Annotated in this window: 27 protein-coding genes; 10 read left to right on the top strand and 17 right to left on the bottom strand. The window is 67.9% G+C overall.

Annotated features, from left to right (window positions below; genetic code table 11):
- Positions 1-438: 438 nt before the first annotated feature.
- Positions 439-1,719 carry a hypothetical protein gene (locus ACT86A_RS06065; protein ID WP_445091007.1) on the top strand — a complete coding sequence of 427 codons (1,281 nt, stop codon included), beginning with the start codon at positions 439-441 and terminating at the stop codon, positions 1,717-1,719.
- Positions 1,720-1,915: 196 nt separating this feature from the next.
- Here the strand turns inward: ACT86A_RS06065 and ACT86A_RS06060 are convergent, their stop codons facing one another.
- The 4 genes from ACT86A_RS06060 to kdpF form a co-directional block, all read right to left on the bottom strand.
- A complete protein-coding gene (locus ACT86A_RS06060) occupies positions 1,916-2,785 on the bottom strand; it encodes a potassium-transporting ATPase subunit C (RefSeq protein WP_445091006.1) in 870 nt (289 codons plus the stop codon).
- Between the two features lies 1 nt (position 2,786).
- Positions 2,787-4,844 (bottom strand): potassium-transporting ATPase subunit KdpB, encoded by a 2,058-nt coding sequence (gene kdpB / locus ACT86A_RS06055; RefSeq protein ID WP_445091312.1) that lies wholly within the window; start codon positions 4,842-4,844, stop codon positions 2,787-2,789.
- Between the two features lie 100 nt (positions 4,845-4,944).
- On the bottom strand, positions 4,945-6,615 hold the full coding sequence (gene kdpA, locus ACT86A_RS06050; RefSeq protein WP_445091005.1) for a potassium-transporting ATPase subunit KdpA: 1,671 nt from the start codon (positions 6,613-6,615) through the stop codon (positions 4,945-4,947).
- A complete protein-coding gene (kdpF, locus tag ACT86A_RS06045) occupies positions 6,616-6,822 on the bottom strand; it encodes a K(+)-transporting ATPase subunit F (RefSeq protein ID WP_445091311.1) in 207 nt (68 codons plus the stop codon).
- A gap of 255 nt (positions 6,823-7,077) precedes the next feature.
- On the opposite strand from kdpF, the gene ACT86A_RS06040 reads away from it, so the two are divergent.
- The 8 genes from ACT86A_RS06040 to ACT86A_RS06005 all read left to right on the top strand — a co-directional run bounded on the left by ACT86A_RS06040 (position 7,078) and on the right by ACT86A_RS06005 (position 13,987).
- Positions 7,078-7,203: a hypothetical protein gene (locus ACT86A_RS06040; protein WP_445091004.1), complete on the top strand. Its 126-nt coding sequence runs from the start codon at positions 7,078-7,080 to the stop codon at positions 7,201-7,203.
- A gap of 96 nt (positions 7,204-7,299) precedes the next feature.
- Positions 7,300-9,846, top strand: a complete 2,547-nt coding sequence (locus ACT86A_RS06035; protein ID WP_445091003.1) for an ATP-binding protein — start codon at positions 7,300-7,302, stop codon at positions 9,844-9,846.
- Between the two features lie 31 nt (positions 9,847-9,877).
- Complete coding sequence (locus ACT86A_RS06030; RefSeq protein ID WP_445091002.1) at positions 9,878-10,582, top strand: response regulator; 705 nt, start codon at positions 9,878-9,880, stop codon at positions 10,580-10,582.
- A 103-nt stretch (positions 10,583-10,685) separates the two neighbouring features.
- Positions 10,686-11,153, top strand: a complete 468-nt coding sequence (locus ACT86A_RS06025; protein ID WP_445091001.1) for an OsmC family protein — start codon at positions 10,686-10,688, stop codon at positions 11,151-11,153.
- Entirely contained in the window at positions 11,153-11,431 is a 279-nt protein-coding gene (locus tag ACT86A_RS06020; protein ID WP_445091000.1) for an acylphosphatase, read from the top strand. Before ACT86A_RS06025 ends, ACT86A_RS06020 begins: the two co-directional genes overlap by 1 nt.
- A gap of 30 nt (positions 11,432-11,461) precedes the next feature.
- Positions 11,462-12,253, top strand: coding sequence for a hypothetical protein (locus ACT86A_RS06015; RefSeq protein WP_445090999.1), 792 nt, complete (start codon positions 11,462-11,464; stop codon positions 12,251-12,253).
- Positions 12,254-13,429, top strand: a complete 1,176-nt coding sequence (locus ACT86A_RS06010; RefSeq protein ID WP_445090998.1) for a glutathionylspermidine synthase family protein — start codon at positions 12,254-12,256, stop codon at positions 13,427-13,429. It abuts the gene before it with no gap.
- Between the two features lie 72 nt (positions 13,430-13,501).
- Entirely contained in the window at positions 13,502-13,987 is a 486-nt protein-coding gene (locus ACT86A_RS06005; protein ID WP_445090997.1) for a DUF350 domain-containing protein, read from the top strand.
- A 58-nt stretch (positions 13,988-14,045) separates the two neighbouring features.
- On the opposite strand, the gene ACT86A_RS06000 is transcribed toward ACT86A_RS06005, so the two are convergent.
- From ACT86A_RS06000 to ACT86A_RS05950, 11 genes are all read right to left on the bottom strand, one after another.
- Complete coding sequence (locus ACT86A_RS06000) at positions 14,046-14,234, bottom strand: hypothetical protein (RefSeq protein WP_445090996.1); 189 nt, start codon at positions 14,232-14,234, stop codon at positions 14,046-14,048.
- Between the two features lie 97 nt (positions 14,235-14,331).
- Positions 14,332-16,443 (bottom strand): amylo-alpha-1,6-glucosidase, encoded by a 2,112-nt coding sequence (locus ACT86A_RS05995; RefSeq protein WP_445091310.1) that lies wholly within the window; start codon positions 16,441-16,443, stop codon positions 14,332-14,334.
- A 14-nt stretch (positions 16,444-16,457) separates the two neighbouring features.
- The gene (locus ACT86A_RS05990; protein WP_445091309.1) at positions 16,458-17,624 is read right to left on the bottom strand and encodes a glycosyltransferase family 4 protein; all 1,167 of its coding nucleotides are present in this window, start codon (positions 17,622-17,624) and stop codon (positions 16,458-16,460) included.
- 389 nt (positions 17,625-18,013) lie between these two features.
- Entirely contained in the window at positions 18,014-19,594 is a 1,581-nt protein-coding gene (locus ACT86A_RS05985; protein WP_445090995.1) for a PstS family phosphate ABC transporter substrate-binding protein, read from the bottom strand.
- Between the two features lie 65 nt (positions 19,595-19,659).
- The gene (locus ACT86A_RS05980; RefSeq protein ID WP_445090994.1) at positions 19,660-20,721 is read right to left on the bottom strand and encodes a PHP domain-containing protein; all 1,062 of its coding nucleotides are present in this window, start codon (positions 20,719-20,721) and stop codon (positions 19,660-19,662) included.
- 4 nt (positions 20,722-20,725) lie between these two features.
- Positions 20,726-21,307: a dihydrofolate reductase family protein gene (locus ACT86A_RS05975; protein WP_445090993.1), complete on the bottom strand. Its 582-nt coding sequence runs from the start codon at positions 21,305-21,307 to the stop codon at positions 20,726-20,728.
- 64 nt (positions 21,308-21,371) lie between these two features.
- On the bottom strand, positions 21,372-22,232 hold the full coding sequence (mutM, locus tag ACT86A_RS05970; RefSeq protein WP_445090992.1) for a bifunctional DNA-formamidopyrimidine glycosylase/DNA-(apurinic or apyrimidinic site) lyase: 861 nt from the start codon (positions 22,230-22,232) through the stop codon (positions 21,372-21,374).
- A gap of 1 nt (position 22,233) precedes the next feature.
- Complete coding sequence (rnc, locus tag ACT86A_RS05965) at positions 22,234-22,947, bottom strand: ribonuclease III (protein WP_445090991.1); 714 nt, start codon at positions 22,945-22,947, stop codon at positions 22,234-22,236.
- Between the two features lie 20 nt (positions 22,948-22,967).
- Positions 22,968-23,150 (bottom strand): 50S ribosomal protein L32, encoded by a 183-nt coding sequence (gene rpmF, locus ACT86A_RS05960; RefSeq protein WP_039799574.1) that lies wholly within the window; start codon positions 23,148-23,150, stop codon positions 22,968-22,970.
- Between the two features lie 53 nt (positions 23,151-23,203).
- Complete coding sequence (locus ACT86A_RS05955; protein WP_445090990.1) at positions 23,204-23,833, bottom strand: YceD family protein; 630 nt, start codon at positions 23,831-23,833, stop codon at positions 23,204-23,206.
- Positions 23,834-23,930: 97 nt separating this feature from the next.
- Positions 23,931-24,677: a DivIVA domain-containing protein gene (locus tag ACT86A_RS05950; RefSeq protein WP_445090989.1), complete on the bottom strand. Its 747-nt coding sequence runs from the start codon at positions 24,675-24,677 to the stop codon at positions 23,931-23,933.
- A gap of 373 nt (positions 24,678-25,050) precedes the next feature.
- Between ACT86A_RS05950 and ACT86A_RS05945 the strand changes: the two genes are divergently transcribed.
- Positions 25,051-25,566 (top strand): GtrA family protein, encoded by a 516-nt coding sequence (locus tag ACT86A_RS05945; RefSeq protein WP_445090988.1) that lies wholly within the window; start codon positions 25,051-25,053, stop codon positions 25,564-25,566.
- A gap of 184 nt (positions 25,567-25,750) precedes the next feature.
- Here the strand turns inward: ACT86A_RS05945 and coaD are convergent, their stop codons facing one another.
- Both coaD and rsmD read right to left on the bottom strand, forming a co-directional pair.
- A complete protein-coding gene (coaD, locus tag ACT86A_RS05940; RefSeq protein ID WP_445090987.1) occupies positions 25,751-26,236 on the bottom strand; it encodes a pantetheine-phosphate adenylyltransferase in 486 nt (161 codons plus the stop codon).
- Between the two features lie 53 nt (positions 26,237-26,289).
- Positions 26,290-26,788 (bottom strand): 16S rRNA (guanine(966)-N(2))-methyltransferase RsmD (gene rsmD / locus ACT86A_RS05935; protein ID WP_445090986.1); only part of this gene is annotated, 499 nt, incomplete at its 5' end.

Below are 26,788 nucleotides of genomic sequence, written 5' to 3'. Positions count from 1 at the left end.
CGACCTTTCCGTATTCCGCCCGGCCGTTGACCTGCCTGTGCTCGGCAGCGCCGTCGGCGACCAACATGCTATTGGGTCGTGCCGCAACGTCCCTGCGGCCGACGGCGGCGACCGGGTAGCGATTCGGCACTCTCGATAGGTTATCGAGGTTATCGACTCGGCACGGGATCCGGTGCCTTGCGATGTGCCCCGAGTTTGCCGGAACGGCTCGGATCGCTGTCTTCCGTGCTCGGTCAGCACACGCAACGCGAGCAGGACAGATCACCAACGGTCCGGCGCACCGCGCTGGGAGAACCGACCGGTGGTCCGCGTTCGGGCGTGCGCGGCCGACACCACCGCGGCGAGGCCGAGCAGTCTCGAATTGGCACCGACGCCGCGCGGCCCAGCCACATACGATGCCCCCTGATTCGCCAGCGGAATGTTCGGGAGCGCACCACCATGTCTGCCCCCTCACCAGGGAAGCCCACCGCGTTCCGCCTTGCCCGCATCACGGCGCTGGTGCTGGGCAGCCTGCTGTTTCTCTACGCGTGCGAGCGCAGCAAGAGTGCGGTGCTCAGCGATGTGTGGGTGGAAGTCGGCATCGCGCTCGCGTTCGGGGTCGGCGCTCTGGCCGCGGCGTGGTTCGAAATCACGCTGCGGGCGCAGGATCCGGAACACGACACGGAGCGGGCCGAGGCTCCCTTTCGCGGGAATTCTCCCAGCCGATCCCGGCTATCCGAAATCGAGGACTACCCAGAGCATGAGCAGGACGAGCGCACCGGCCGGGCGACGCGATCGGTGCCGATGGCCGCACTCGGGGCCGACGGCCACTCGGAACCCGCCGACCACCCGGCGCACCGCGGCCTTGCCGGCAGGACAGCGCGGACATTGCGGGGCGGCGGCTCCGACGCCGCCGACGAGCAGCCATTGCTGTCCACCTGGCACACCGTGACCAAGTGGGTGCGTCGGGCCGAGCCGGATACGGACGCCGATCTCGACGACCACGATGAGATCGAACAGATCACGCGCACCGAAACAGGCGAACTCCTCGTCGAATCCAGCACGCGGACGATCCGAGCCAAAATCGCCCGGTCCGGGGACCTCGTCCTACACGGCCGCGCCATCGGCGATCCGCGTCCGCCGTCGGAATGGCGATGGTCCTTCCAGCCCGACGTCTTCGCCAGCATCCGTGCCGTGCTGGGCAATGGGTCCGGTGATCTGCTCGACCTGCTCGAGGAAACCATTCCGTGGCTGGACGCCGACGCCCGCTATGACCCGGGCGCCTGGCTGCGGGCGCACGATATTCCGGCGACCTATCGCGAAAAGGGCGTCAGCGCCTCCCAGATCACCCGCGAGCTGCAGGTACTCCGGCCCGGCCATCCGCCGCAGCAGTCCGGAAATCCGCCTCGACAAGCGCCGCGGGGCGCACCCCGAACCAGGAATCCGGGCGTGGCGGCGCCGGAAACCGCAGCTGCCCGCCCCGCCCATCCACGATCCGACTACGCCGCCGACGCCCGGCCATCACCTCGAGAATCGCACCGTCGGCGAAACCTGTACGCACCCCCGGACTCGGAGTCGAGGACCGGGCGACGCGCCCAGACCGAGCGCCCACGCCCAGACCGCTTCACATCACTCAGCCAGGCCGCCGAACGACCGGCCTCCGCCTCGCGTCGCAACGGTGACCAGTGGCACGATCGCTCCTCGGTCTCGCCTGAGCCGGCCATTCGGCGCGACTGGTAGGAAACGAATTCCGCTTCGCCACCGGATGTTCCGAATGACAGCGCCGAATCCAGCTCAGCTCGCGCGCCGGCCGCAACGACCGCTCTCGAAGCCGGCCAGCACACGGAACGCGAGCACGGCCCCCCACGGGCCGATCACCCACAGGGGCCAGAAGTAGGTGAAAGCGCCCACGCCGGCCGCGGCGGCAGGGCCGCGATCAGCCGCGGTACGGGTAGCGGTGATCCAGGTCCAGGTTCAGCTGAAGGACATCGACGCGCGGCTCGCCGAGGAACCACAGAGTCCGGCCGGTGGTGTGTGCGTCCACCGCAGCGCGCACCTGCTCCGCGGAAACGTTACGCGCCCTGGCGACACGAGCCACCTGGATGGCCGCATACGCCGGGGAGATATGCGGATCCAGCCCGCTGCCGCTCGCCGTGACGGCGTCGGCGGGCACCGCCGGGTGGGCGGAAGCATTGCCGTGGATCGGCACGATGCGGCCGACCGAGTAGTCGTGGCCGGGCTCGGCGCATTCGACCCGCACCCCGCGGTAGGTGTCGAGGAACGGCTGCGCCGGGCACGCCTCGTTCACGGTGACCACCTGTACCGGATGCGAAACCTCGCCGTCGGCGTCACGTGGGCCGATCACCGAGAGCACTGCTCCCACACCGCCTTTCGTACAGAACGGACGGCTGCCGTCGACCCTCTCACGGTCGCCGACCGCCCTGCTCCGGGCACACACCTGGGTCAGCAGGCTCTTGCGCGACGCGGTGTCCACGATGTCCTCCGGGCCCAGGTTGCTCGCTGCGGTGGACAGTGGATCGTAGCCGTCACCCGCGGCGGACGGACGACTCTGGAAATACTGCGCCAGAGCAGTGCCGCCGACGTCGGTGAACGACTGACCGATCAGGCTCGAGCCCACAGCCGTGGCGTTCGCCTCGACCAGCGAGCCGTCTGCCTTCGTACGAAGCCCGGGCAACTGCGCGACCGCGAAGACCGCCAGCGGATACACGATTCCGGTGATCGCCGTGAGCACGAGCAACGCCCGCAGCGCGGCGACATGTTGCCGGATCAAAGTCGAGAAACGCATGTCAGGACATCCCAGGGAGGAATTGGACCACGAGGTCGATGAGTTTGATACCGAGGAACGGCGCGATGATGCCGCCGAGCCCGTACAGGGTCAGATTGCGGCTCAACAACTTCGAGGCGTTCGACGGCCGATAGCGCACGCCGCGCAGCGCCAGCGGGATCAGCGCGACGATGACGACGGCATTGAAGATCACCGCGGACAGGATCGCCGACTGCGGGCTGGCCAAACGCATGACGTTGAGCAGGTCCAGGCCCGGGAACAGCGACACGAACAACGCGGGAATGATCGCGAAGTACTTGGCGATGTCGTTGGCGATGGAGAACGTGGTGAGCGCGCCGCGGGTGATGAGCAACTGCTTGCCGATCTCCACGATCTCGATCAATTTGGTCGGATCGGAGTCGAGATCGACCATGTTGCCCGCTTCTTTGGCCGCCGAAGTGCCGGTGTTCATCGCCACGCCCACGTCGGCCTGGGCCAGGGCGGGCGCGTCGTTGGTGCCGTCGCCGGTCATCGCGACCAGACGTCCACCGTCCTGCTCCTGCTTGATCAACGCCAGCTTGTCCTCCGGCGTCGCCTCGGCGAGGAAGTCGTCTACCCCGGCTTCGTCCGCGATCGCCTTGGCGGTCAAGGGGTTGTCGCCGGTGATCATCACGGTGCGGATGCCCATCCGGCGCATCTCGTCGAACCGCTCGCGCATCCCCTGCTTCACCACGTCCTTCAGGTGGATCACGCCGAGCACCCTGGCCGTTGCGTCGACGACCTGGCCGACAACCAGCGGCGTGCCGCCCGCGGCGGAGATGCCGTCGACGGTCGCGCCGAGTTCCTCGGGCACCGCACCCCCCTGGGCACGCACCCATTCGGTGACCGCGCTGGCCGCGCCCTTGCGCAACTGGCGACCGTCCAGGTCGACGCCCGACATCCGGGTTTGCGCGGTGAATTGGACCCATTGCGCGTGAGTCAACTCGCCCGGCGTCCGCTCCCGCAGCCCGTGGGCCTGCTTGGCGTAGACGACGATGGAGCGGCCTTCCGGCGTCTCGTCGGCGAGGCTGGAAAGTTGTGCGGCGTCGGCCAGCTCGTCCTTGCGCACGCCAGGGACCGGAACGAAGTCCGCGGCCTGGCGGTTGCCGAGCGTGATGGTGCCGGTCTTGTCCAGCAGCAGCGTGTTCACATCGCCCGCGGCCTCGACGGCGCGACCGGACATGGCGAGCACGTTGCGTTGCACCAGACGATCCATGCCCGCGATGCCGATGGCCGACAGCAGCGCGCCGATAGTCGTCGGGATCAGGCACACCAGCAGTGCGACCAGCACGATGCCGGTTACGCCGTGCAGGTCCAGTGCCGAGGTGTCGGCCACCCCGGGGTTGTTCGCTTTGCTGAAGATCGCCAGCGGCTGCACGGTGGCGACGGCGAAAACGAAGATGATGGTCAACGCCGCCAGCAGGATGTTCAGCGCGATCTCGTTCGGCGTCTTCTGCCTGCTCGCGCCCTCGACCAGGGCGATCATCTTGTCGATGAAGCTGCGGCCGGGTTCCTGGGTGATCCGCACGACGATCCGGTCCGACAGCACGGTGGTGCCGCCGGTGACCGCGCAACGGTCACCACCGGACTCCCGGATCACGGGAGCCGACTCGCCGGTGATCGCCGACTCGTCCACCGAGGCGATACCCTCCACCACGTCGCCGTCACCGGGGATGACCTGGCCCGCCTCGACCACCACGTGATCACCGGGACGCAACTGCGGTGCGCCGACCCGCTCCTCGACCACCCGCGCGCCCGGCGCCCAGTCGACCAGCCGCCGCGCGATCGTGTCGGTCTTCGCTCTGCGCAGCGTGTCGGCCTGCGCCTTGCCCCGGCCTTCCGCGACGGCCTCGGCAAGGTTCGCGAAAATCACCGTGAGCCACAGCCACACGACGATCGCCCAGGCGAAGAAGCTCGGATCCACCAACGCGAGAATGGTCGACCACACTGCGCCCAGTTCGACGATCAGCATCACGGGGTTGCGCCACAGGGTGCGTGGATCGAGCTTTCCGACCGCGTCCGGCAACGAGGTCAGCAACATCTTGGGGTCGAGGACCCCGCCCTGGACACCTTTTCCCCGTCGCGGCCGCTGGGATTCGGGCTCCGCGGAGGCGTTGTTGTCGATGACGGGACTGGACATGTCAGTGGATTCCTTCGGCGAGCGGCCCCAGCGCGAGCGTGGGCAGGAAAGTGAGCGCGACCAGGATCACCGTCACGCCGACGACCATGCCGACGAATTGCGGCCGGTGCGTCGGCAAGGTGCCGATCGATTCGGGGGTGGTGCCTTGCTGCGCCAGCGAACCGGCGAGCGCGAGCACGAAGATGATCGGCAGGAAGCGGCCGAAGACCATCGCGAGGCCGAGCGCGGTGTTGTACCACTCGGTGTTGCCGGTCAGGCCGGCGAACGCCGAGCCATTGTTATTGGCCGCCGAAGTGAACGCGTACAGCACTTCGGACAGACCGTGCGGCCCGGAATTCAGCATGCTCGCCCGCTGCCCGGGCAGCGCCATCGCCGCGGCCGTGCCGACCAGTACGATCAGGGGGCTGATCAGGAAATACGATGCGGCCAGCTTGATCTCGCGCGGCGTGATCTTCTTGCCGAGGTATTCCGGTGTGCGCCCGACCATCAGGCCCGCCACGAACACCGTGATCACCGCCAGGATCAGCATGCCGTACAGGCCCGACCCGGTGCCGCCCGGCGCGACCTCGCCCAGCTGCATATTGAACATCGTCATCAGCCCGCCCAGGCTGGTGTAGGAGTCGTGGAACGAGTCGACGGCCCCGGTCGAGGTCAGCGTGGTCGAGGCGGCGAAGGTGGCGGAATCCGGCACGCCGAAACGCTGTTCCACACCCTCCATCGACGCACCGATCGCCGTCGGCACGGTGCCATGGTGCTGCAACTGGAACAGGTTGGTCAGCGCCACGCTGATCAGTGCGATCGTCCCCATCACCGCGACGATCGCATAGCCCTGTTTGCGACTGCCCACCATCCGGCCGAAGGTGCGCGGCAGCGAAAAGCTGATCACCAGCAGCAGGAAGATCTCCAGCCAGTTGGTCCAGCTGGTCGGGTTCTCGAAGGGGTGCGCGGAATTGGCGTTGTAGAAACCGCCGCCGTTGGTGCCCAGTTCCTTGATCGCTTCCTGACTGGCGACCGGTCCGCCGGTGATCGTCTGCTGGGTCCCGTTCAGGGTCTGCGCCACCTGATCGTGCAGGTGGAAGTTCTGGATCACGCCGCCCGCCACCAGCACGAGGGCGAAGACGAACGCGATCGGCAGCAGGATGCGCAGCGTGCCACGCACCAGGTCCACCCAGAAATTGCCGAGGTCGCCGGTGTGCCTGCGGGCGAACCCGCGCACCAGCGCAACCGCCACCGCCATGCCGACCGCCGCGGAGACGAAATTCTGCACCGCGAGCCCAGCCATCTGCACCAGGTGGCCCTGGGTCGTCTCACCCGAATAGTTCTGCCAGTTCGTGTTCGTCACGAAGCTCACCGCGGTGTTCCAGGCCAGCGCGGGGGTCATCTCGGTGGCCGGATCGTTCAGGTGCAGCGGCAGTGTGCCCTGGACCAGCTGAAAGAAGAACAGCAAGAGGATGCTCACGGCCGAGAAGGCCAGCACGCTGCGCGCGTACACCGGCCAGGTCTGCTCGACTTCGGGCTGCGCGCCGATGGCGCGATAGACGAGGCGCTCGGCACGAGAATGCTTGCGGCCGTTGTAGACCCGGTACATGTAGTCGCCCAGTGGGACGTGTGCCAGCGCGAGCGCCAGGAACAGGGAGGCCACGAAGGCGATCCCCGCGGTAGTCGTGCTCACTCAGAACCTCTCGGGAAACAGCAGTGCCGCGACCAGATAGATCGCGACACCCACAGCGAGAACCAGACCGATCAGATTCGCGGTCACAGCTTCTCCACCCCGCGCTGGACGAGCCCCAACAGTGCGAACACCGCGACGGTGAGCACTGTGAACACCACGACCGACATGACTCGTCACCCTCCATCCGCGCGCCACGCTTCGGCGCATCAGAGCGAGTGAAGCGTTCACATGGCTGTCTCGACCGTTTCCTGACGACTTCTTTACGGGCCGGAGGTCGGCATTTGCGATTCGTTGACGCACCGGGCAATGCCGCAAGTATCGCGTCAAAGTAGCCGACCGAACTGTCAACACACCGTAAAGATCGAGGTCGACGCCCGTAACGAAGGTAGAAGTGGAGAGCCGGCCAGGCGGAGGACTCCAGCGCGACCGGTGTCATCCGCTGGGCGGGAAGAGAGGACAACCATGTCGGCGATAACGCTGGTCGTCGGATTCGTCTGCTGCGCGCTGATCATCCGCGCTCTCGGTATGCGCGAGCAGGCACGGTATTCGCAGCCCGTCGCGATCGAAGTGGACGGTGCGCGGCGGTGACCCGAGCGCCGACCTCGGACGCACCGCGCCGGCGCCCGGCGCGGCACCCGGGCAGTGCCGCTGGGCTGGAGAGGCGCGACGCGCGATGATGAACGCGTGAAGCGCGGTCAATTGCGGATCTACCTCGGCGCCGCGCCGGGAGTCGGCAAGACCTACGCCATGCTGGGCGAGGCGCACCGACGACTGGAACGCGGCCGCGACGTGGTGGCCGCGGTGGTCGAAACGCATGGCAGGGAGAAGACCGCGCGGCTGCTCGAGGGCATCGAGCGCATTCCGCCGAAGATGATCGCCTATCGCGGCGCCACCTTCCCCGAACTGGATGTCGAGGCGGTGCTGCGGCGGGCCCCCGCGGTGGTGCTGGTCGATGAGCTGGCGCACACCAACGCACCCGGCAGCACGCACGAGAAACGCTGGCAGGACGTGGCCGACCTGCTCGCCGCGGGCATCGACGTGATCTCCACGGTCAACGTGCAGCACCTGGAGAGCCTCAATGACGTCGTGGAACAGATCACCGGTATTCAGCAGCGCGAGACCGTGCCGGACGCGGTGGTGCGCGAAGCAGACCAGGTGGAGCTGGTCGACATCACGCCGGAAGCACTGCGACGCAGGCTTTCCCACGGCAACGTATACGCCGCCGAAAAAATCGACGCGGCCTTGCGCAACTACTTCCGGCAGGGAAACCTCACCGCGTTGCGCGAACTGGCGTTGCTGTGGCTGGCCGACCAGGTGGACGCCGCGCTGGCGAAGTACCGGGCCGATCACCAGATCACCGAACTCTGGGAGGCACGCGAGCGCGTCGTCGTCGCGGTGACCGGCGGCCCGGAATCGGAGACGATCGTCCGCCGGGCCAGCCGCATCGCCACCAAGTCCAGCGCCGACCTGGTGGTCGTGCATGTGGTGCGCGGCGACGGCCTGGCCGGGGTGTCCACCGAGCGGATGACCCGGCTGCGCGAACTCGCGGCCAGCCTGGACGCTTCGCTGCACACCGTGACCGGCGACGACGTGCCCACTACCCTGCTCGAATTCGCCCGCGAGGTGAATGCCACCCAGCTGGTCCTCGGCACGTCGCGGCGCTCGCGCTGGGCGCGGATGTTCGACGAGGGCATCGGCTCCACAGTGGTGCAGCTGTCCGGCAAGATCGACGTCCACATGGTGACGCACGAGCAGGCCCACCGCGGCTTCCGGCTTCCGGCGCCGCACCTGCGGCGACCGGTTTCCGCGTGGCTGGCCGCGGTGCTCGTTCCGGTTCTGGTGTGCGCGTTCAGCATCACATACCTGGACGGCGTGCTGGACCTCGGTGCGATCAGCGCGGTTTTCGTGGTCGGCGTCGTCGCGGTGGCGCTGCTCGGCGGCGTCGTGCCCGCGTCGTTGTCGGCGCTGCTGTCCGGCGTGCTGTTGAACTGGTTCTTCGCACCGCCGCGCTACAGCCTGACCATCGCCGAGCCGAACAGCTTCATCACCGTGGTGGTGCTGCTCATCGTCGCCGTCGCGGTGGCGGCCCTGGTCGACCTGGCCGCGAAGCGAACCAGACAGGCGCGCAAAGCCTCCCGGCAGGCCGAGCTGCTGACCATGTTCTCCGGCGCCATCCTGTACGGCGCGGACCTACCCAAGCTGCTCGAGCATATCCGGGAGACATTCGCCCAGCGTGCGGTCGCGCTGGTGGCGGGCGACCGGGTACTGGCCGAGGTCGGCACCGATCCGCCGCGACAGATCTCGGCGGCGGACACCGTGGTCGAGGCGGGCGACGCCCACCACTGGTTGCTGCTTACGGGCCGTCCGCTGGCGGCGGCCGACCGCCCGGTGCTCAACGCGGTGGCCAACCAGGCCGTCGCGCTGGTGCGCCAAGCTCGCCTCGCCGAAGAGGCCGGCGCCGCCGCCGCGCTGCTGGAGGCCGACCGACTGCGGCGGGCGCTGCTCTCGGCGGTCAGCCATGATCTGCGCACCCCGCTGGCTGGAGCCAAGGCCGCGGTCTCCAGCCTGCGCAGCGACGACATCGAATTCTCCGCGGAGGACACCACCGAACTGCTGGAGACGATCGAGGAATCGGTGGATCAGCTCACCGCGTTGGTCGGCAATCTGCTCGACTCGTCACGCCTGGCCGTCGGCGTGGTGACCCCGCAACTGCGGCGGGTGTACCTGGACGAGGCGGTGCACCGCGCACTGGTGAGCGTCGGAATGGGCGCCCGCGGGCTGCGGCGCGCGGCGATGAACCGGGTCGAGGTCGAAGTCGGCGACCTCTCGGTGTGCGCCGACAGCGGCCTGCTGGAACGCGTGCTGGCCAACCTGATCGACAACGCGCTGCGGCACGCGCCGCGCGACAGCACGGTCCGGGTCAGTGGCGACCGGGCCGGCGACCGCGTCACGATCGCCGTCGTCGACACCGGCCCCGGCGTGCCGGACGGTACCGAGGAGCAGCTCTTCGAACCGTTTCAGCGCCTCGGCGACCGGGACAACACCACCGGCGTCGGGCTCGGCCTCTCGGTGGTGCGTGGGTTCGTGGAGGCGATGGGCGGCACGGTGCACGCCGAGCCGACGCCCGGGGGAGGATTGACCATGCTGGTCGACCTCCCCGCCGACGCGGCGCCGAAGGCCGACGACACGGTCGGCGAGGTCGCCCGCGAGACGACGAGCGCAGGTGAATGAGGTGTCCCCGACGACACAGGAGGCGGCGGTTGTGACGAGAACGCCCGAGGCAGTCGCGACGAAGGTACTCGTAGTCGATGACGAACCGCAGATCGTGCGCGCGTTGCGGATCAATCTGTCGGTCCGCGGCTACGAGGTGATCACCGCGGCCACCGGGGCCGCGGGCCTGCGCGCGGCCGCCGACCGCCATCCCGACGTGGTGATCCTCGACCTGGGCCTGCCCGACATAGACGGCATCGAAGTGCTCGCCGGGCTGCGTGGCTGGACTTCGGCGCCGGTAATCGTGCTGTCCGCGCGCACCGACTCGGCCGACAAGGTCGAGGCACTGGACGCGGGCGCGGACGACTACGTGACCAAGCCGTTCGGTATGGACGAACTGCTGGCGCGGCTGCGTGCCGCGGTCCGCCGCGGCGCCGCGGACGGGGATTCCTCGGCGCCCGTCGTCGCGACCTCGTCGTTCACCGTCGACTTGGCCGCCAAGAAGGTGACCAAACACGGTGCGGTCGTGCACTTGACCCCGACCGAGTGGGGCATGCTGGAGATGCTGGTGCGCAACCGCGGCAAGCTGGTCGGGCGGCGGGAACTGCTGCGGGAGGTGTGGGGCCCGGCTTACGCGACCGAGACCCACTATCTGCGGGTGTACCTGGCCCAGCTGCGGCGCAAGCTGGAGGATGATCCGTCCCAGCCGAAGCACTTGCTCACGGAGGCGGGCATGGGTTACCGCTTCCAGGAATGATCCGGCCACCGACCACCGGCCACCGACCGCCGCGGAATGGCGTGGCGGGGTCCGGCGTTGCCAGGCGCGAGCCGATTGCGACGAGAATGGCAGGATCGAACCCATGGCTGAACAGACCGCTACACCCGCCACCGCCACTGTGGCGCCGACCGCGCAGGAACCGACCACGCTGTGGGTCGAGCGCACCGGAACCAGGGCCTACACCGGCCGCAGCTCCCGCGGCGCGGAGGTCCTGATCGGTTCGCAAGGTGTCCCGGGCGTGTTCACCCCCGGTGAGCTACTGAAAATCGCTCTGGCCGCCTGCTCGGGTCTCAGCGCCGACTTCGCGTTGTCCCGCAAGCTCGGCGACGCCTTCGATGCCACCATCCGGGTCGGCGGCGACGCGGACCGGGAGAACGAGGTCTACCCGCAACTGGACGAGGTGTTCGAACTCGACCTCAGCGAACTCGACGAGCAGGAGCGCGAACGGCTGTTGGTCACCGTGCAGCGCGCGATCGACAAGGTGTGCACGGTGGGCCGGACGCTGAAAGCAGGATCGAAGGTAACGCTGTCGTTCGACATCGAGGCCTGATGACCCACGCCGTCCGGTTGAGCGCGTGGGTGCACGGCGCGGTCCAAGGCGTGGGGTTCCGCTGGTGGACCCGCTCGCGCGCGCTGGAACTCGGGCTGGTCGGGCGCGCGACCAACGCCCCCGATGGCCGGGTGCACGTGGTCGCGGAGGGTCCGCATCCCACGTGCGAGCGTTTGCTCGAACTCTTGCGTTCGGGAGATACACCTGGTTGTGTGCGGTTGGTTGTGGAAAGCTGGGAGCCCGCGCGGGGTGATCTGACGGGTTTCGAGGAGCGGTAGTGGTAATTCGGCGAGGAGGGGGGCGCAGCGGTGAGTTCGCGGAATCCAGGTGACGGCGACCGTCGAGACGACGCCGAGCTTCCGTCCGAGGACCGGCCGACGCCTGCGACCGCGCCGCCCGAAGCAACCGACCAGCATCCGTGGCCGGCACCCGCTGCCGGCGGCACCGACCGGTCGAATCCGCCGTCCGCGCCGAGCGGATCAGCGCAACCGTCGGAGACCGGGTCCACGCCGGACTCGGTACCGCCTGGCACGCCGACCGGCCAGGAGCCCACCGCGCCCCCACCCCGGCGCGGCAGCGTGCAACGTCAAGAACCAGGCGTCACGCAGCCACGACCGCCCACGGTGGCCGAGGCGCGCGCCAGAGACAAAGCGCGTAAGCGTGCCGAAGAAGCACAGCGCGCGGCCGCCGCGGCCGAAGAGGCCAAGAAGCGCAAGCGCAAGCGGGTCATGATCGGCGGTGTCGCCATCGTCGGTGTCGCGGGTCTGGTCGGCGGCGGATACCTCGCCTATCGCGCCTTGGCCGCGCCGGATCGCGTGACGGCGTACTGCGTGCAAACCGAGAACGGTCAGGAGGTCGTGGTCGATGACTCTTACTGCGGCGACGGCCGCCCGGGCTTCACCAACAGCAGCGGACCGGGCTTGATCATCCTCGGCGGTGGACCGCAGTACCGCTACTACTACGGCGGCACCGGCACCATCGGCAAGCCCCCCACCGGCGGCACCACGGTCAAACCGAAGAGCGCCGAGATCACAACCAAGAGCGGCACCACGATCCAGCGTGGTGGACTGGGCAGCAAGAGCACCGGCGGAGGGTCGTAGATGCGTCGAGTACGGGATACGCCGCGGCCGGGCTGGCAGCAGATCATCGAAAACCAGGGCTTGGTCTACGGCTCCCCGGGGCGGGACGCGAGCGGGCAGCCGCGGCCGTACTGGGACGAATCGGTCCACTACGAGTTCGAGATGCCGGAGATCCTCGCCTTGGAGGCCGATGTCGAACTGCTGCACTCGATGTGCCTGAACGCGGTGGAACACATCGTGCTCACCGAGCGGTTCGCCGACTTCGGCCTGCCGGAGTGGAGTTGGGGCCCGATCGCCGAATCCTGGAAACGCTCCGACCCGCACGTCTACGGACGCTTCGACCTGCGCTACGACGCGCGCCGGCCGGCGAAACTGCTGGAGTACAACGCGGATACGCCGACCTCGCTGCTGGAGGCCGCGATCGTGCAGTGGCACTGGCTCACCGACCGGCATCCCGGCGGCGACCAGTGGAACTCCCTGCACGAGAAGCTCGTCGAGCGGTGGAGCGCGCTGCGTGACGTGCTGCCCACCGCGCAGCTGCACTTCACCTGGTCCGGTGCGGATGCCACCGGCGAGGACAACGTCACCACGGCCTACCTGCAGGAGACCGCGGCCGAGGCCGGGTTCGACACCGTCGCACTGCCGATCGAGGAGATCGGATTCGATTCCGAGCTGGAGCGTTTCGTCGACCTGGCCGAGGCGCCGATAGAGTCGATCTTCAAGCTCTACCCGTGGGAATGGGCGCTCGACGACGAGTTCGGCAAGCGCGTCGTGGACAGCCTGCCGCAGACCATGTGGATCGAGCCGCTGTGGAAGACGCTGCTGAGCAACAAGGCGATCCTCGCGGTGCTGTGGGAGATGTACCCCGGTCACCCGAACCTGTTGCCCGCCTACCTCGACGAGCCGCATGAGCTCACCGAGTACATCCGCAAGCCGAAGCTCGGACGCGAGGGCGCGAACATGACCATTGTCGGCGCCGGCTTGGAAACCGCGACCGGCGGCGTCTATGGCGAAGAGGGCTATGTGTACCAACTGCTCGACCCGCTACCGGAGTTCGATGACATGCGCCCGGTGCTCGGGGCGTGGATCGTCGGCGATACCGCCGCGGGTCTCGGCATCCGGGAGACCGCGGGCCTGATCACCGACGACGGCTCCGCCTTCGTCCCGCACCGCATCGTTACCGGCACAGCATCGTGATCAAGACAACATCGTGATAGACGAACACGAATCCCGCTCGACCGCAGGCCAACTCATTTCGGAAGGATCAAGATGACCGCAGTCGCCCTCGAATCGGTTGCCCTCGAATCGGTCGCCCTCGAATCGGGGTACTGGAACTCGCTGGGCGAGGGTGTGGGAGCGATCATCCTCTACGCCCTTGTCGGTTTGGTGCTCATGCTCGTCGGCTTCTACGCCATCGACCTGACCACGCCGGGCAAGCTGCGCAAGCTGGTGGTGTCGGGCAAGCCGAACGCCATCATCGTGGCCGCCGCGGGCATGATCAGCATGGCGTTCATCGTCGTGCTCGCCATCTTCTCGGTGGGCGGTGGCGGCAAACTCTCCGAAGGACTGATCGCGGCGCTGGTGTTCGGCCTGGCGGGCATTGTCGCGCAGGTCGTCTCGGTGCGGGTCATCGAGCGGGCGCTGGGTATCGACATCGGCGCGGCGTTGCACGCCGAGACCTACACCGCCGAGGTTCTCGTCGTGGCGGCCGCGCACTTCGCGCTGGGGCTGGTCGTCGCCTTCGCGATCTTGTAGCGACCACCCCGATAGGCGGAAGTACTGGCGCAACGCATCCGCCGGGGGTAGCCGCGGGTCAGGGGTCGTCCACATGATCGAGGCAATACGCCGCCGCCGCGAGGTATTGGCGGCACTCCGGGCCGTGACCGGCGTGCACGCCGCGAACAAACAGCGCGCGATCCAGGTCGAGGTCGGTCGTGGGCTCCGCGGAACAGTCCCGGTGCTGCGTGCGCCACAAGTCCTGAATATCCAGCGATGTCTGCATCGTGCACCTCCCATGCCTGCGTGTCAGTGCGAGAAGGCTTGCCAACATCCTTTCGTCGCAGGCATACCCGCTCGTGGCTCTCGGCAACCCGGCCGGGTCATCGGGTCACCAATCGCCAGTCGTCAGGCAGGCGCGCCGCCGTGATCTGGGTACCCTCCACCTCCAGGTCGACGGTGATCACGCCGAGGCGCAACGCGCGCAGCGAAACCTTGCCCCACCTGTCCGGAAGGTGCGGACGCACGGTGAGGGTTCGGGTCGGGACGTCCGGGTCGAGCCCGAGAAACGCGCGCACCAGCAGCAACGGCGCCGCGCTCGCCCACGCCTGCGGTGAACAGGAGGTCGGATAGGGCACCGGGGTGGCGAACCGCGACCGGGGAAAACCACAGAACAACTCCGGCAACCGCCCGTCGAACACGGCTGCCGCGTCCAGCAATCCGACGGCCAGCTGCGTCGCGAGTTCCACCGCGCCCGGCACGTGCTGGTAGCGCAGCAGGCCCGCCACCGCGATCGCCGTGTCGTGCGGCCAGACCGAGCCGCAGTGGTAACTCATCGGATTGTAGGCGCCCATACTCGACGCCAACGTGCGCAATCCGAATCCGGAGTCCATCTCCGGGCCCGCCATGCGTTGCACCAGTTCGGCCGCATGCTCGTCACTCGCGATCCCCGCCCAGAGGCAGTGCGCCGCGTTGCTGGTCAGCGCGTCGACCTGCCGCTTGCCGCCGTCCAGCGCCACGGCGTACCAGCCGCGCTCGGGCAGCCAGAACTGCTCGGCGAACTTGCCGCGCAGTTCCGCGGCGCGCTCCCGCAGTTGTCCGGACAGCCGCGGGTCGTCGAACGCGTCGGCCAACTCGGCCCGGGCCAGCAACGCCGCGTGCACGTACCCCTGCACCTCGCACAGCGCGATGGGCGCCTCGGCGATATGCCCGGTGGCGTCGGTGATTCCGTCGAAGCTGTCCTTCCACCCCTGGTTGACCAGACCGCGGTCGGTCGCGCGGCGGTACTCGACGAAACCGTCGCCGTCGCGATCGCCGTAGTCGGTGATCCAGCGCAATGCGGCGTCGGCGGCGGGCAGCAGTTGCCGGATCGCCTCGGGATCCGCGCCCCAGCGATGGCACTCGGCGAGCAGCATCACGAACAGGGGTGTGGCGTCGGCGCTGCCGTAGTAGATGTTGCCGCCGAGCACCTGGCCACCCGCCGGGCCGCGGCGCATTTCGTGCATGATGCGGCCCGGCTCCTCCTCGGTGAGCGGGTTCACCTCCTGCCCTTGCAGTTCCGCCAGCTGATGCAGTGTGCCCAGCGCGAGATCGACCTCCAAGGGCAGCGCCATCCACGCGGTGAGCAGACTGTCGCGACCGAACAGGGTCATGAACCACGGCGCACCCGCGGCGACGAACGGCCGGGCGTCCCCGGACTCGTCATGAATCTGCAACGCACCCAAATCGCTTTCGGTGCGGCGCAACACGCGGGTGAGCACCGGATCGGACGCGATGATATCGGTGGCGGTGTCCCGCCACGCCTCGATCTTGCGGCCCGGCGCGCTGATGCCGTAGTGCTCGCCAGGGGCGACCACTTGGAAACGCTGATTGCCCACCGTTGGCTGGGCAATGATCTCGGTCTGCCAGCACTCGCCGACCGGCACGATCACCCGCCACACCAGCGTGCCCGGCATCACCTGGGGTTCCACCGTCGCCGAAATCGAGATGCCGCGTGTGCGATCGGCATGGTCGTGCAGCACCAGCTCGCCGTCAGCGACGGTCACATCCGCCCGCGCGTGTCCCGCACGGCCCTCCTTCACCGCGAACAAGTCGACGAAATCGGCGTCCACATGCAATTCCAGCAGCACCGCCGTTGGTTCGCGTCCCATGTTCTCCAGGGTGAGCAACTCGTGCATGCCGTCGGCTACGATCCGTTCGCGCACCACCAGCAACGTGCTGTCGGCCAGGCCCGCCTGCGGCGGCCTGCGCAACACGAACCTGGCGGCGAACGCCTCGGGACTCAGGACCGAAAGCGGCTCGGCGGGTTTACCGTTCACCAGCAACTCCCAGCGCGACAGCACGCGCGCGTCGCGGAAGAACAACCCGTGCGGCTTGCCCGGCTCCACGTCGCCGAGCCGGTTCGACAGGCAGAACGTGCCGCCCTCGACCAGGGTCACCGAACCGCACCCCCCGAACCCGGTCGGTTCACCGGAATTCAGGGGGGCGGGATTCAATGGTGGGCTACCGGTCACGCCGAACCGCTCGCCACGATTCCGGCGGGCGCCGGGGCCGGCACGGCCGCATCGATCGGCGCTGCGCCGAACCGGTTCTTGGACCGCAGCACCCGGCGATACACCTGCTCGTAGCCGAGGCCGAGGGTGTCGGAGCCGAATTTCGCCTGCACGTGTGCCCGGCAGGCGAAGGGGTCCATCGTTCGAACCTCCTCGATAGCCGCGGGCAACTCGGCGGGATCCGCACAGATGCGGCCGGTCACACCGTCGACGATCACCTCGGACACCGCCCCGCCGCGCAGCGCGACCACCGGCGTGCCACAGACCATGGATTCGATCATCACCATGCCGAACGGTTCCTCCCACCGAATCGGGAACAACAGGCAACGCGCGTTGGCAAGCAGCTTACGCTTGGCCGCCGCGTCGGCGAGGCCGAATAGATGGTCGTTGTCGGTCAGCAGTGGCCGCACCTTCTCCTCGAAATAGATCTGCTCGGCCCGTTCGCTGCACTTGCCCGCGAGCACCAGCGGGATGCCGGCGGCGTGCGCGGCTTCCAGCGCCAGGTGCGGGGCCTTGCACTCGTTGAACCGGCCGAGGAACAGCGCGTAGTCGTCCTTCTCGACCCGGAACGGCCAGTCGTCGACGTTCAGCGCATTGTGTACGCGCCCGGACCAGTTCAGGCCCGCGGCGAGTTCGCGCTGCCGGTCGCTGATCGCGACCAGCGCCACCTCGTCACCCAAATCGTGGTAGTAGCGGTAGATGTCGTCCTCGACCGGTCCGTGCACGGTCAGCACCGTGGGCAGGCCGAGACGCTGGAAGACGGACGCGTTGAGCGGGCCCGCGAACGTGTGGTCGTGCACCAGGTCGATACCCGATGTGGCCACGGCCTTCTCGATCGCGCGCCGAACCCGGATCGCGTGCACGACCTCGGGGAACGGCTCGCCGAGACGCTCGGGGATGATCCGATCCCACACCGGCACGAACTTGGCCTTGGTGCCCGGCTCCCCCGCCCCGAACAGAGTCACGTCGTGCCCGCGAGCCACCAATGCGTCGACCAGATCGGCGACCACGGCCTCGACACCGCCGTAGGCCTTGGGCGGCACATCGAAATACGGTGGTACGACCATCGCGATGCGGAACGGACCGCTGGAACGGTCTACCGACAGGTAGTCGGACGACGCCATCGGCAGATCGGACACCCTCTGTCCGGAAATCGGCACGGAAATCGCGCTCATGACCCTCCTTCCAGGGACAACCATTAGCACTCGCATCCACCCAGCACTCGGAGCACCGGGCGCCGAACTGAACTAAGTGGCCGCCGCGGCGGGGGTGAAGACCTTGCTGCACCGCCGTCCATGGGGCTTGGTTGGCCTGGTCACGCTGTCGACATGATCAGGGGGGCCGACTGGGAGGTACCTCAGACGAGCCGTTTCAAACCAATCGGGGGTGACTAAAGTCAGCGCAATAGCAATTAATCAGCAATCAGTGGGTAGTCCGGTGGCCCAGTTTGTGTCCCCCCTTGGCTTCGGCGCATACCGCGCCTCGTCCGTCGCCGACAGCGGACTACGGAAATTCACCGGTCAGGCAGGCAGCGCCCCGGGTCGGGCAGGTCTGCGCACGGTGCGTTGCCGTGCGATCGCAGCACCTCTTTGCCGATCTGATCGGTCAGAAAGTGCAGGAAGCCGGCGGCGAGCGAGTCGCCCGGCAGATCCCCATTGCTGTAGGCGTACTCGACGCCCCAGAACGGGTAGGCGCGCTGCACCGCGGCGTCGCGGCCAGCGCTGACGCCGTCGATCGCGACCGTGGATGAGCCCGCGGCCAGCGCTTCCGAAAGCTCCATATAGCCGATAGCGCCACGAAGTTCCGCGACCGCCTTGCGCATATCCGCGGTGACCTGCACGTCGCAGTGTGCGGGCGCGGTGATGACCGTGTCCTTCAGCGCCGTGCAGCTGATGTGCGGGCGATCCGGTTGTACGCCATCGAGCAGCCTGCGCTCGAAGGTGTTTCGCGAACCCGAACCGGGATTGCGATTGACCAGCAGCACCGGCAGGTCCGGACCGCCCACCTCGCGCCAGTTACCGATCTTGCCCCGGTAGAGATCTCGGATCTGGGCGAGGGACAGGTCACGGACACCGATGTCGGGATGCGCGATCATGGTGAACAGTGACAGCGCGAGTGGACGGTGCACCAGGGCCTGGTATCCGCTGCCTTTGGGGCCGTCGCTGATCGCGAGCAGGCCGGGATTGCCCGCGCCCTGCTCGGCGAGGCGGTCCAGACCAGCCTCGGTCCCCTCGAAGTCGAACCCGAATTCCGCTCCGGTGCAGCGCTTCCGGTACTGTCCGGCGGCCTCCTGGAGCACCGGGCCGAAAGCCGAGGACCCGGTCACGGTCAGCTTCCCCGACGCGCATTCCAGCGGCGGCGGCGACGGCTCCCGCCAGACCGCCACGAGCAGCAACCCGATCACCAGCACCAGAGACATCGTGAACACGACAAGCCTCCGGGAAGTGCCCGCGCGGGTTTCGATGATCCGGCCGCCTTTGATACCGCCACGCAGCACCGGTTCCGGGTAGTCCCCCGCGCCGTCGGAGCGCTGCAGGATGGCCAGGATCTTGTAGTGATCATCCTTGCGCAGCGGCACTTTCGGCAGATCGATCACGCCGATATGCCCGCCGGTGTCCTCGCGCACGTCGATGCCGGAGTTGTTACCGAGGTGGTCGGCCAGCGACGAAGGGTCGCTCAGTTCGTTCACCGCCATGCCGATCACCCGGCGCTGTGGAAAATGCAGGTGCAGACCGATCTGTTGGCTCGGCGCTGTGTAGTCCTCGGTATCGATGCCGGTGATGCCCGCGTTTTCGATGCGCACCAAGACGACCGAGATGTCCTTCAAGTCCGGGCTCGCGCCATCGACCGAGGGACGCAGCTGGGTGAGCACCCCGGGGAACCTCGACTCGATTTCGCCGGTCACCGGCGTATCCATCTGCACCCGATAGCCGAGCCGTTTGCGGCCCGCCAGAACGAATTCCCATAGCGGGCCGACGACCGCCACGACGAGAGCTATGACCGCGGCAACGGTGCCTATCAGCGTCAGAACTGTGTCGAGCGGCATGTCGCCCACCAGTTGATCCCACTCCCCGAGAAGCAATGTGACACTCATTCTCTGCGGCAATCACGCTCCGGCACGACGAGCTTCGAACTGTTCGATAACCGTTAACCCACCGGTCATGCGCCGGCACGGGTCCACGCCAGCAGATCCTCCAGCGGCCACGTGTTGATCACCCGTTCGGCCACAACACCGTTCGCGAGCGCGCGCTCGCATCCGTACCCCTGCCAGTCGAGCTGTCCCGGGGCGTGTGCGTCGGTGTCGATGGCGAAATGACAACCCATCTCCACAGCCAGGCGCAGCAGCCGCGACGGGGGATCGAGTCGTTCGGGCCTGCTGTTGATCTCGACAGCGGTGCCGTAGGTACGACATGCCTCGAAAACCACCTCGGCGTCGAACGTCGACTCGGGTCTGGTGCCGCGCCCACCCGTAATCAGGCGGCCGGTGCAGTGTCCCAGGATGTCGACGTCGGGATCGGCGACCGCGTACGCCATGCGCTTGGTCATCGTCGCGCTGTCGTCGCGCAGCCGCGAATGCACGCTGGCCACCACGATGTCCAGCCGCGCGAGCAGCTCTGCCCGCTGATCGAGGGTGCCGTCGCCGAGGATGTCGACCTCGATGCCGGTGAGGATGCGCAGCGGCGCCATCCGCTCGTTGAGTTCGGCGACCACGTCCAATTGCTTGCGCAGCCGGTCGGCGGACAGGCCGTTGGCCACGGTCAAGCGCGGCGAATGGTCGGTCAGGGCGCAATATTCGTGGCCGAGTGCCGCCGCGACGCGCATCATCTCCTCGATCGGGCTGCCGCCGTCCGACCAGTTCGAGTGGGTGTGCAGATCGCCGCGCAACCGCTCGCGCAGTGGGCGGCCCGGCGCCCCGATCGGCTGCGCATCCATCCTCAGCTCAGCCAGATAGTGGGGTACCGCACCGGCGTACGCCTGCTCGATGACCGCCGCGGTCTTGGGGCCGATACCGGCGATCTCCTGCCAGCTACCCGCCGCCCGATGCGCCTCGCGCTCGTCGTCGGTCAGCCCGGCGACGACGTCGGCGGCGCGACGGTACGCCTTGACCCGATGGGTTTGCGCTCGGGCGCGTTCCAGCCAGAAGCCGATCTCCCGCAACGCCGCCACCGGGCCGGGTACCGTGGCCCGGTCCGGCGTCCCGCTCGGATCCCGGTCGAGCACCGGGCTAGGCGATCCGGCTGTACTTGACGAAGGCCACGCCGTCCTCGAAGACGGTACTGGTGATCACCCGGAACTTGGCCGGCTCCGGTAGTCGTGGCCCCGCACCGAACAGGGGGCGGCCACGGCCGAGCACGATCGGATACAACTTGAGGAAGATCTGGTCGATCTCCGGCAACAGCACCTGCGCCAGCTCGCCGCCCCCGCACAGCCAGACGCCCAGCCCGCTTTCCCGCTTGAGCGCCCTGACCTTCTCGACCGGGTCCGCGGCGATCAGCTCGACGGCTGGATCAGGGCTCTCCGGCAGGGTGGTCGAGACCACGAACTGCCGCAGATGCGCGTACGGGCTCGAGGTGCCGGTGCGCACGCCGAAATCGTGCGTCTTGCGGCCCATCAACACCGTGTCGAAATAGCGATTGCGCTGGTCGACTCCGATCGCCTCGCGCACCTTGGTCGGCAGTGTCTCCGGGTACTGCGCGTTGATCGCGGGACCATGATCGCCGCCGACCGGGAAGAAGTCGACCGAACCCTCCTCGGTGGCGATGAATCCATCGATGGTCGAGGCGACGTAATAGGTGAGCTTTCGCATGCTTCCTTCCTCACGGGCCGGGTGAGTCTCCGAACCGCCCTGAGGAAACGGTAGCTCGCTCGGGTCAGCGACGGCGCGGCTTCGGTTGGCAGCGTGGGCAGGAATACGACGAACGGTTCATGAACCGTTCCCGGATGATCGGCGCGCCACAGCGGCGGCACGGCTCATCCTCCCGGCCGTAGACGGCGAGCGACCGTTCGAAATACCCGGACTGGCCGTTGATGTTCACATACAGCGCGTCGAAGGAGGTACCGCCCGCGTCGAGCGCTTCACCCAGCACAGCACGCACGTGGGCCAGCAGATCGCCCACAGCGGGCCGGGACAAGCCCGCTGCGATCCGTCCACCGTGCAGGCCGGCGCGCCACAGCGCCTCGTCGGCGTAGATGTTGCCGATGCCGGAGACCACACCCTGATCGAGCAGGACGCGCTTGATCTCACTGCGCTTGGCCCGGATGGCGGCGACCGCGGATTCGACGTCGAAACCCGGGTCCAACGGGTCGCGGGCGATGTGCCCGACGGGCTCGGGCACCAGGGCGCCATCCACCTCGACCAACGGGGCGAGCGCCCAACCGCCGAAGGTGCGCTGGTCGACGAAACGCAGCTGCGTGCCGTCGCTGAAGGTAGCGCGGATGTGCGCGTGCTTCTCCAGTGGCGCGTCCGCGGACTGGATCAGCATCTGACCACTCATCCCGAGATGCACTACCAGGGCGGTTTCCGGGTCGTCGAAGGTCAGCCAGAGGAACTTGCCGCGCCGCTCGGCCGACGCGACCTTCAGGCCGGTCAGCCGCGCGGCGAGATCGGCAGCGCCTTCGAGATGGCGGCGCACCGAGCGGGGATGGGTGATCGCCACCGATTCGACGATGCGGCCGACCACATGCTCGGCGAGGCCACGTCGAACGACCTCGACTTCAGGAAGCTCGGGCACGTCAGGCTTCGGCGGTCAGCGCCTCGTAGGCAGCCCCCGCGGCCTTCTGTTCGGCTTCCTTCTTGGATCGGCCGATGCCCTGACCGTAGGCCCGACCGCCGACCACCGTGGTGGCCGTGAACTCCTTGTCGTGGTCGGGTCCCGTCGAGGTGATCTCGTAGCTGGGCACCCCGAGACCGCGCTCGGCGGTCAGTTCCTGCAGGCTGGTCTTCCAGTCCAAACCGGCGCCCATCCGTGGGCCCCGCTCGAGCAATTCGGCGAACAGCCGCAGCACCACCGAGCGCGCCACCTCGATGCCGTGCTGCAAATGCACGGCGCCGAGCAGCGACTCCATGCCGTCGGCGAGGATGCTCTCCTTGTCCCGGCCGCCGGTGAGCTCTTCGCCCTTGCCGAGCAGCAGGTGCGCACCGAGGCCGCCGTCGCCGAGGCCACGGGCGACCTCGGCGAGCGCGCGCATGTTCACCACGCTCGCCCGCAGTTTCGCGAGTTCACCCTCGGTCTTCGAGGGATGTTCGCGATACAGCCGTTCGGTGATGCTCAGCCCGAGTACGGAGTCGCCGAGAAACTCGAGACGTTCGTTCGTCGGCAGGCCGCCGTTCTCATACGCGTACGACCGGTGGGTCAGCGCGAGACGCAGCAGATCCGGCTGCAGCTCGACACCTAGCGCGTCGAGCAGGCTCGCATGCGCACCGGACGAGTCGGGTTCGTCGGTCACGTCGCTACGGAAGGTCGAACTCAGACCGCGGCGGTGACCTGGCGGCCCTTGTACGTACCGCAGGACGGGCAGGCGATGTGCGGCAGGGTCTTCTCGCCGCAGGCGCGGTTCGGGCAGGTGATCAGGGTCGGCGCGGCAGCCTTCCACTGACTGCGCCGCGACCTGGTGTTGGAACGGGACATCCGGCGCTTGGGAACGGCCACGACTATTTCTCCTCTGTCCTAATTGCTTTGCCGGTTCGGCTGATCGGTCTTGCTCAGCGGTCTCGGTCGGCCGCACCCTCGTCGGGGCTGCCGGTGCCGGGCGATCCGGAGGCAAATCCAGCCAGTCCGGCCCAGCGAGGGTCAAGTATCTCATGCGTGTGCCCAGATCCCGCAATCGCCATCCGCGCGCCGCATTCCGAGCACAGTCCGGCGCAATCCGGTGTGCACAGCGGCTGGATCGGCAGTTCCAGGCCGAACGCGTCGATCACCACGGGCTCCAGGTCGATGGTGTCGTCGACCATGCGGTAGATCTCGTCGTCTTCGGTGGTCTGCTCCGTGGTGCTATCCGGATAGGCGAACAACTCGGTGAGCTGGAGGCTCACCGCACCGGTGAACGGCTCCAGACAGCGCGAGCACTCGCCCTCGGTGGGGCCGGTCACCGTTCCGGTCACCAGCACGCCCTCGGACACCGCCTGCAATTGCAGGTCGAGCTCCACCTGCGCGCCCACGGGGATGGCGATCAGATCCAGGCCGATCCGCTCCTCGGTCGTCACCGTGCGGCGCAGTTCCCGCATCGTCCCCGGCCTGCGGCCGAGGCTGCGGGTATCCAGCACGAAAGCCGCATCCGGCATCCGGCGCTTGGCCGAACGGGAATGCGACGCGGAACCGGAACCGGCGGGCATGACGAAACTCACTCACGATCGGGGGATACGGGCAACCACTCAACAATACGCGACCGCACGGTTCCCACCCAAACGCAGCTGATCATCGTCCGTGCCGCTACCTGCGGAATTCGGTGGCATAGTCGGGGGCACCCGCCCCGGTCCGCAGCTGCTGACGGCCGCGCCCGACCGTGCGTAACGTGCTGGTGAGCGTCTCTTCGAAATCGGCCAACCGGGAGTCGACGTAGTGGTCGCATTCCTCGCGCAGCCGATCGGCCTCCGCGTGCGCGGCATCGATCACCCGGGCCGATTCGGCATGCGCGGCACGCACCACCTCGGTCTGGGTGACCAGGCGCTCCTGTTCGGCGAGACCGTCCGCGACCGAGCGCTCATAGGCCGCCTTCCCCGCCTCGATCATCCGCTCCGACTCGATGCGCGCCCGGCCGGTGACCGCGTCGAATTCGGCGTTGCCATCGGCTACCATACGCTCGGCCGCCTCCTGCGCGGAGGTGACCAGGTGGTCGGCGTGGGCGGTCGCCTCCGCGACCATGCGGTCGGCGTGGGCCTTGGCGTCGGCCAGGATCCGGTCGGCTTCCTCGCGGGCGGAGCCGATGGTTCGGTCGGCCTGTTCGTTGGCGCCGCGCACCGTGGTCTCGGCCGATGACCTGGCGTCGGAAACGATCTTGTCCCGGTGATCGAGCACGTCCTGGGCGTCGTCGAGTTCGCCGGGCAGCGCGTCACGGACGTCGTCGAGCAGTTCGAGTACGTCACCGCGCGGCACGATGCAGCTGCGCGTCGGCGGGATGCCGCGCGCCTCTTCGACGATGGCCACCAGTTCGTCGAGCGCTTCGAATACGCGATACATGCTCACTACCCTCCTGCGGACTCACGGCGAAACCCAGTGTGCCCCTCGTCACGGCTCGTGCCGAATGCATTTCCGGTGTGTCGCGTCAGTGTCTTGCACACCACACAATCAAGTGGAGCTGTTGACTCCGCTTCGTGTTAGGTTCCTCTGGAAGATCGACCGGATCTTCAGCCCGGACCGCGAAGCCATCGGGATCGCGGCCCAAGGAAGCCCGAGGGATGGACCCCTGCCCGTCGCAATGTCGATAGGCCCCGACCGTTCAGCGATTACCCGATATGACCTGCGTACGGAGCCTGCCGAGAGTCGACGGGGCAAGGAAGCGATGGTCATCGCTGTTACCCCTTCCGACGGCTCGTGTTCGATCGGAATGACGATGACTGTTCTGGAACTACCGCGACCGGCGGGAGTGCGCGCCACCAGCTTCTTCGTGCCGTGGGGCGGTCCATACCCGACGCCGCGGACACAGCCGGTCGCGGCCATGTTCGGACAGCTGATCCACTACCTTCGCGGCGACCGCGCCTTCGCCCAGCTGATCCGCTTCGCGCTCGTCGGTGGATCCAGCAACGTCGCCTACGTGCTGCTTTTCTTGGCACTACACGGTGCCGGGCCGCTGATCGCGAACGTCGTCGGCTCGATCGTCAGCACCGTGATCGCCAACGAGCTGCACCGCCAACTGACCTTCCACGCCGCGAGCCGGGTGGGCTGGTTCACCGCGCAGTGGGAAGGCGGCGGGCTGGCGCTGGTCGGTCTCGGCATCACGTCCGCGGCCCTGGCCGGACTCGGCGCGTGGGCGCCCGGCCTCGCGGACACCGCACAGGCCGCCGCCATCCTGGCGGTCACCACAGCGGTCGGCGGCATGCGCTTCCTGGCGCTGCGCCTGGTGTTCTGAGCTCCCCCGCCCGCTCCGCGCCGTTGGGCCGTACCGATCAGGTGGCGCCGGCTCCGCGTTCAGGTCCCGCATCGGCTGCCACTCGAGTTCGGGTGCGCCCAGGCACGCACGTGCGATCAGCAGTTACGCCTGGCGGCGGTTGCGGGGGCCGGTCGCAGGACGCAGAGTTCGGTGCCGAGCGAACTCAGCTGTTGCGTTCAGCGAGGCGGTCAAGGAGCCGTTTGTGGACCGACGGGGGAAGCATGTCGGCGACGTCGCCACCGTATGCGGCTACCTCCTTGACCAGCGAGCTGGATAGGTAGCTGAAGGACGGATTGGTAGCGATGAAAAACGTGTCCACACCGGAGAGCTTCTTGTTCATCTGCGCCATTTGCAGCTCATAGCCGAAGTCGCCGGCGTCACGCAGACCCTTCACGATGGCGGTGATTCCCTGTTCCCGCGCGAAGTCCACGAGCAGGCCGTGCCACGACTCCACCCGAATGTTGCTCAGGTGTGCGGTCGCCTCGCGCAGCATCTCCATGCGCTCCTCGACGGTGAACATGCCCTGCTTGTTCTTGTTGATCATGACGGTGATGACGACCTCGTCGAACTGGGCCGCTACCCGGGTGAAGACGTCGAGGTGTCCGTAGGTCACGGGGTCGAAGGACCCGGGGCACAGTGCTCCTGCCATGAGCCGACGCTAGCACCGGCCACCGTGGTAAGGCACGGTGGCCGCAGCCGTGTCTACCCCTGCGGCTCGAACTCCGCGATGTCGATGCGCGTTTCGCCGTACCGCCGCGACTTGGCCGGGACGAAACATGCGGGCCAAGCTATTTCGGGCGAACGCGCGGAACGCTCCAGCACGACCGAGCCGCCGGGACGCAGCCAGCCGTGCTCGGCCAAGGCACGTAGGTCCGCCAGCACAGCGGAATTGTCCACCGCGTAGGGCGGGTCGGAGAAGACCACGTCGACGTCGCCCGCTCCGCCCAGTCGCAGCACGCTCGCCACGGTCGCGACCCGCAACTCGGCGCCGGGCAGCCCGAGGTCGGCGATATTGCCGCGCACCACCGCGGCTGCCTTGCGGTCGGCTTCGATGAGCAGCGCGTGCTCGGCGCCGCGCGAGAGCGCCTCCAATCCGAGCGCGCCGGAGCCCGCGTACAGATCGAGCACGCGGGCACCCGCCAGATCCAACCGGGCGCCGAGGGCGCTGAACAGCGCCTCCCGTACCCGATCGGAGGTTGGG

The organism is Nocardia glycosmidis, assembly GCF_052545115.1.
The sequence above is the reverse complement of the archived record's forward strand: the minus strand, read 5'-3'. Positions and strand labels throughout refer to the sequence as shown.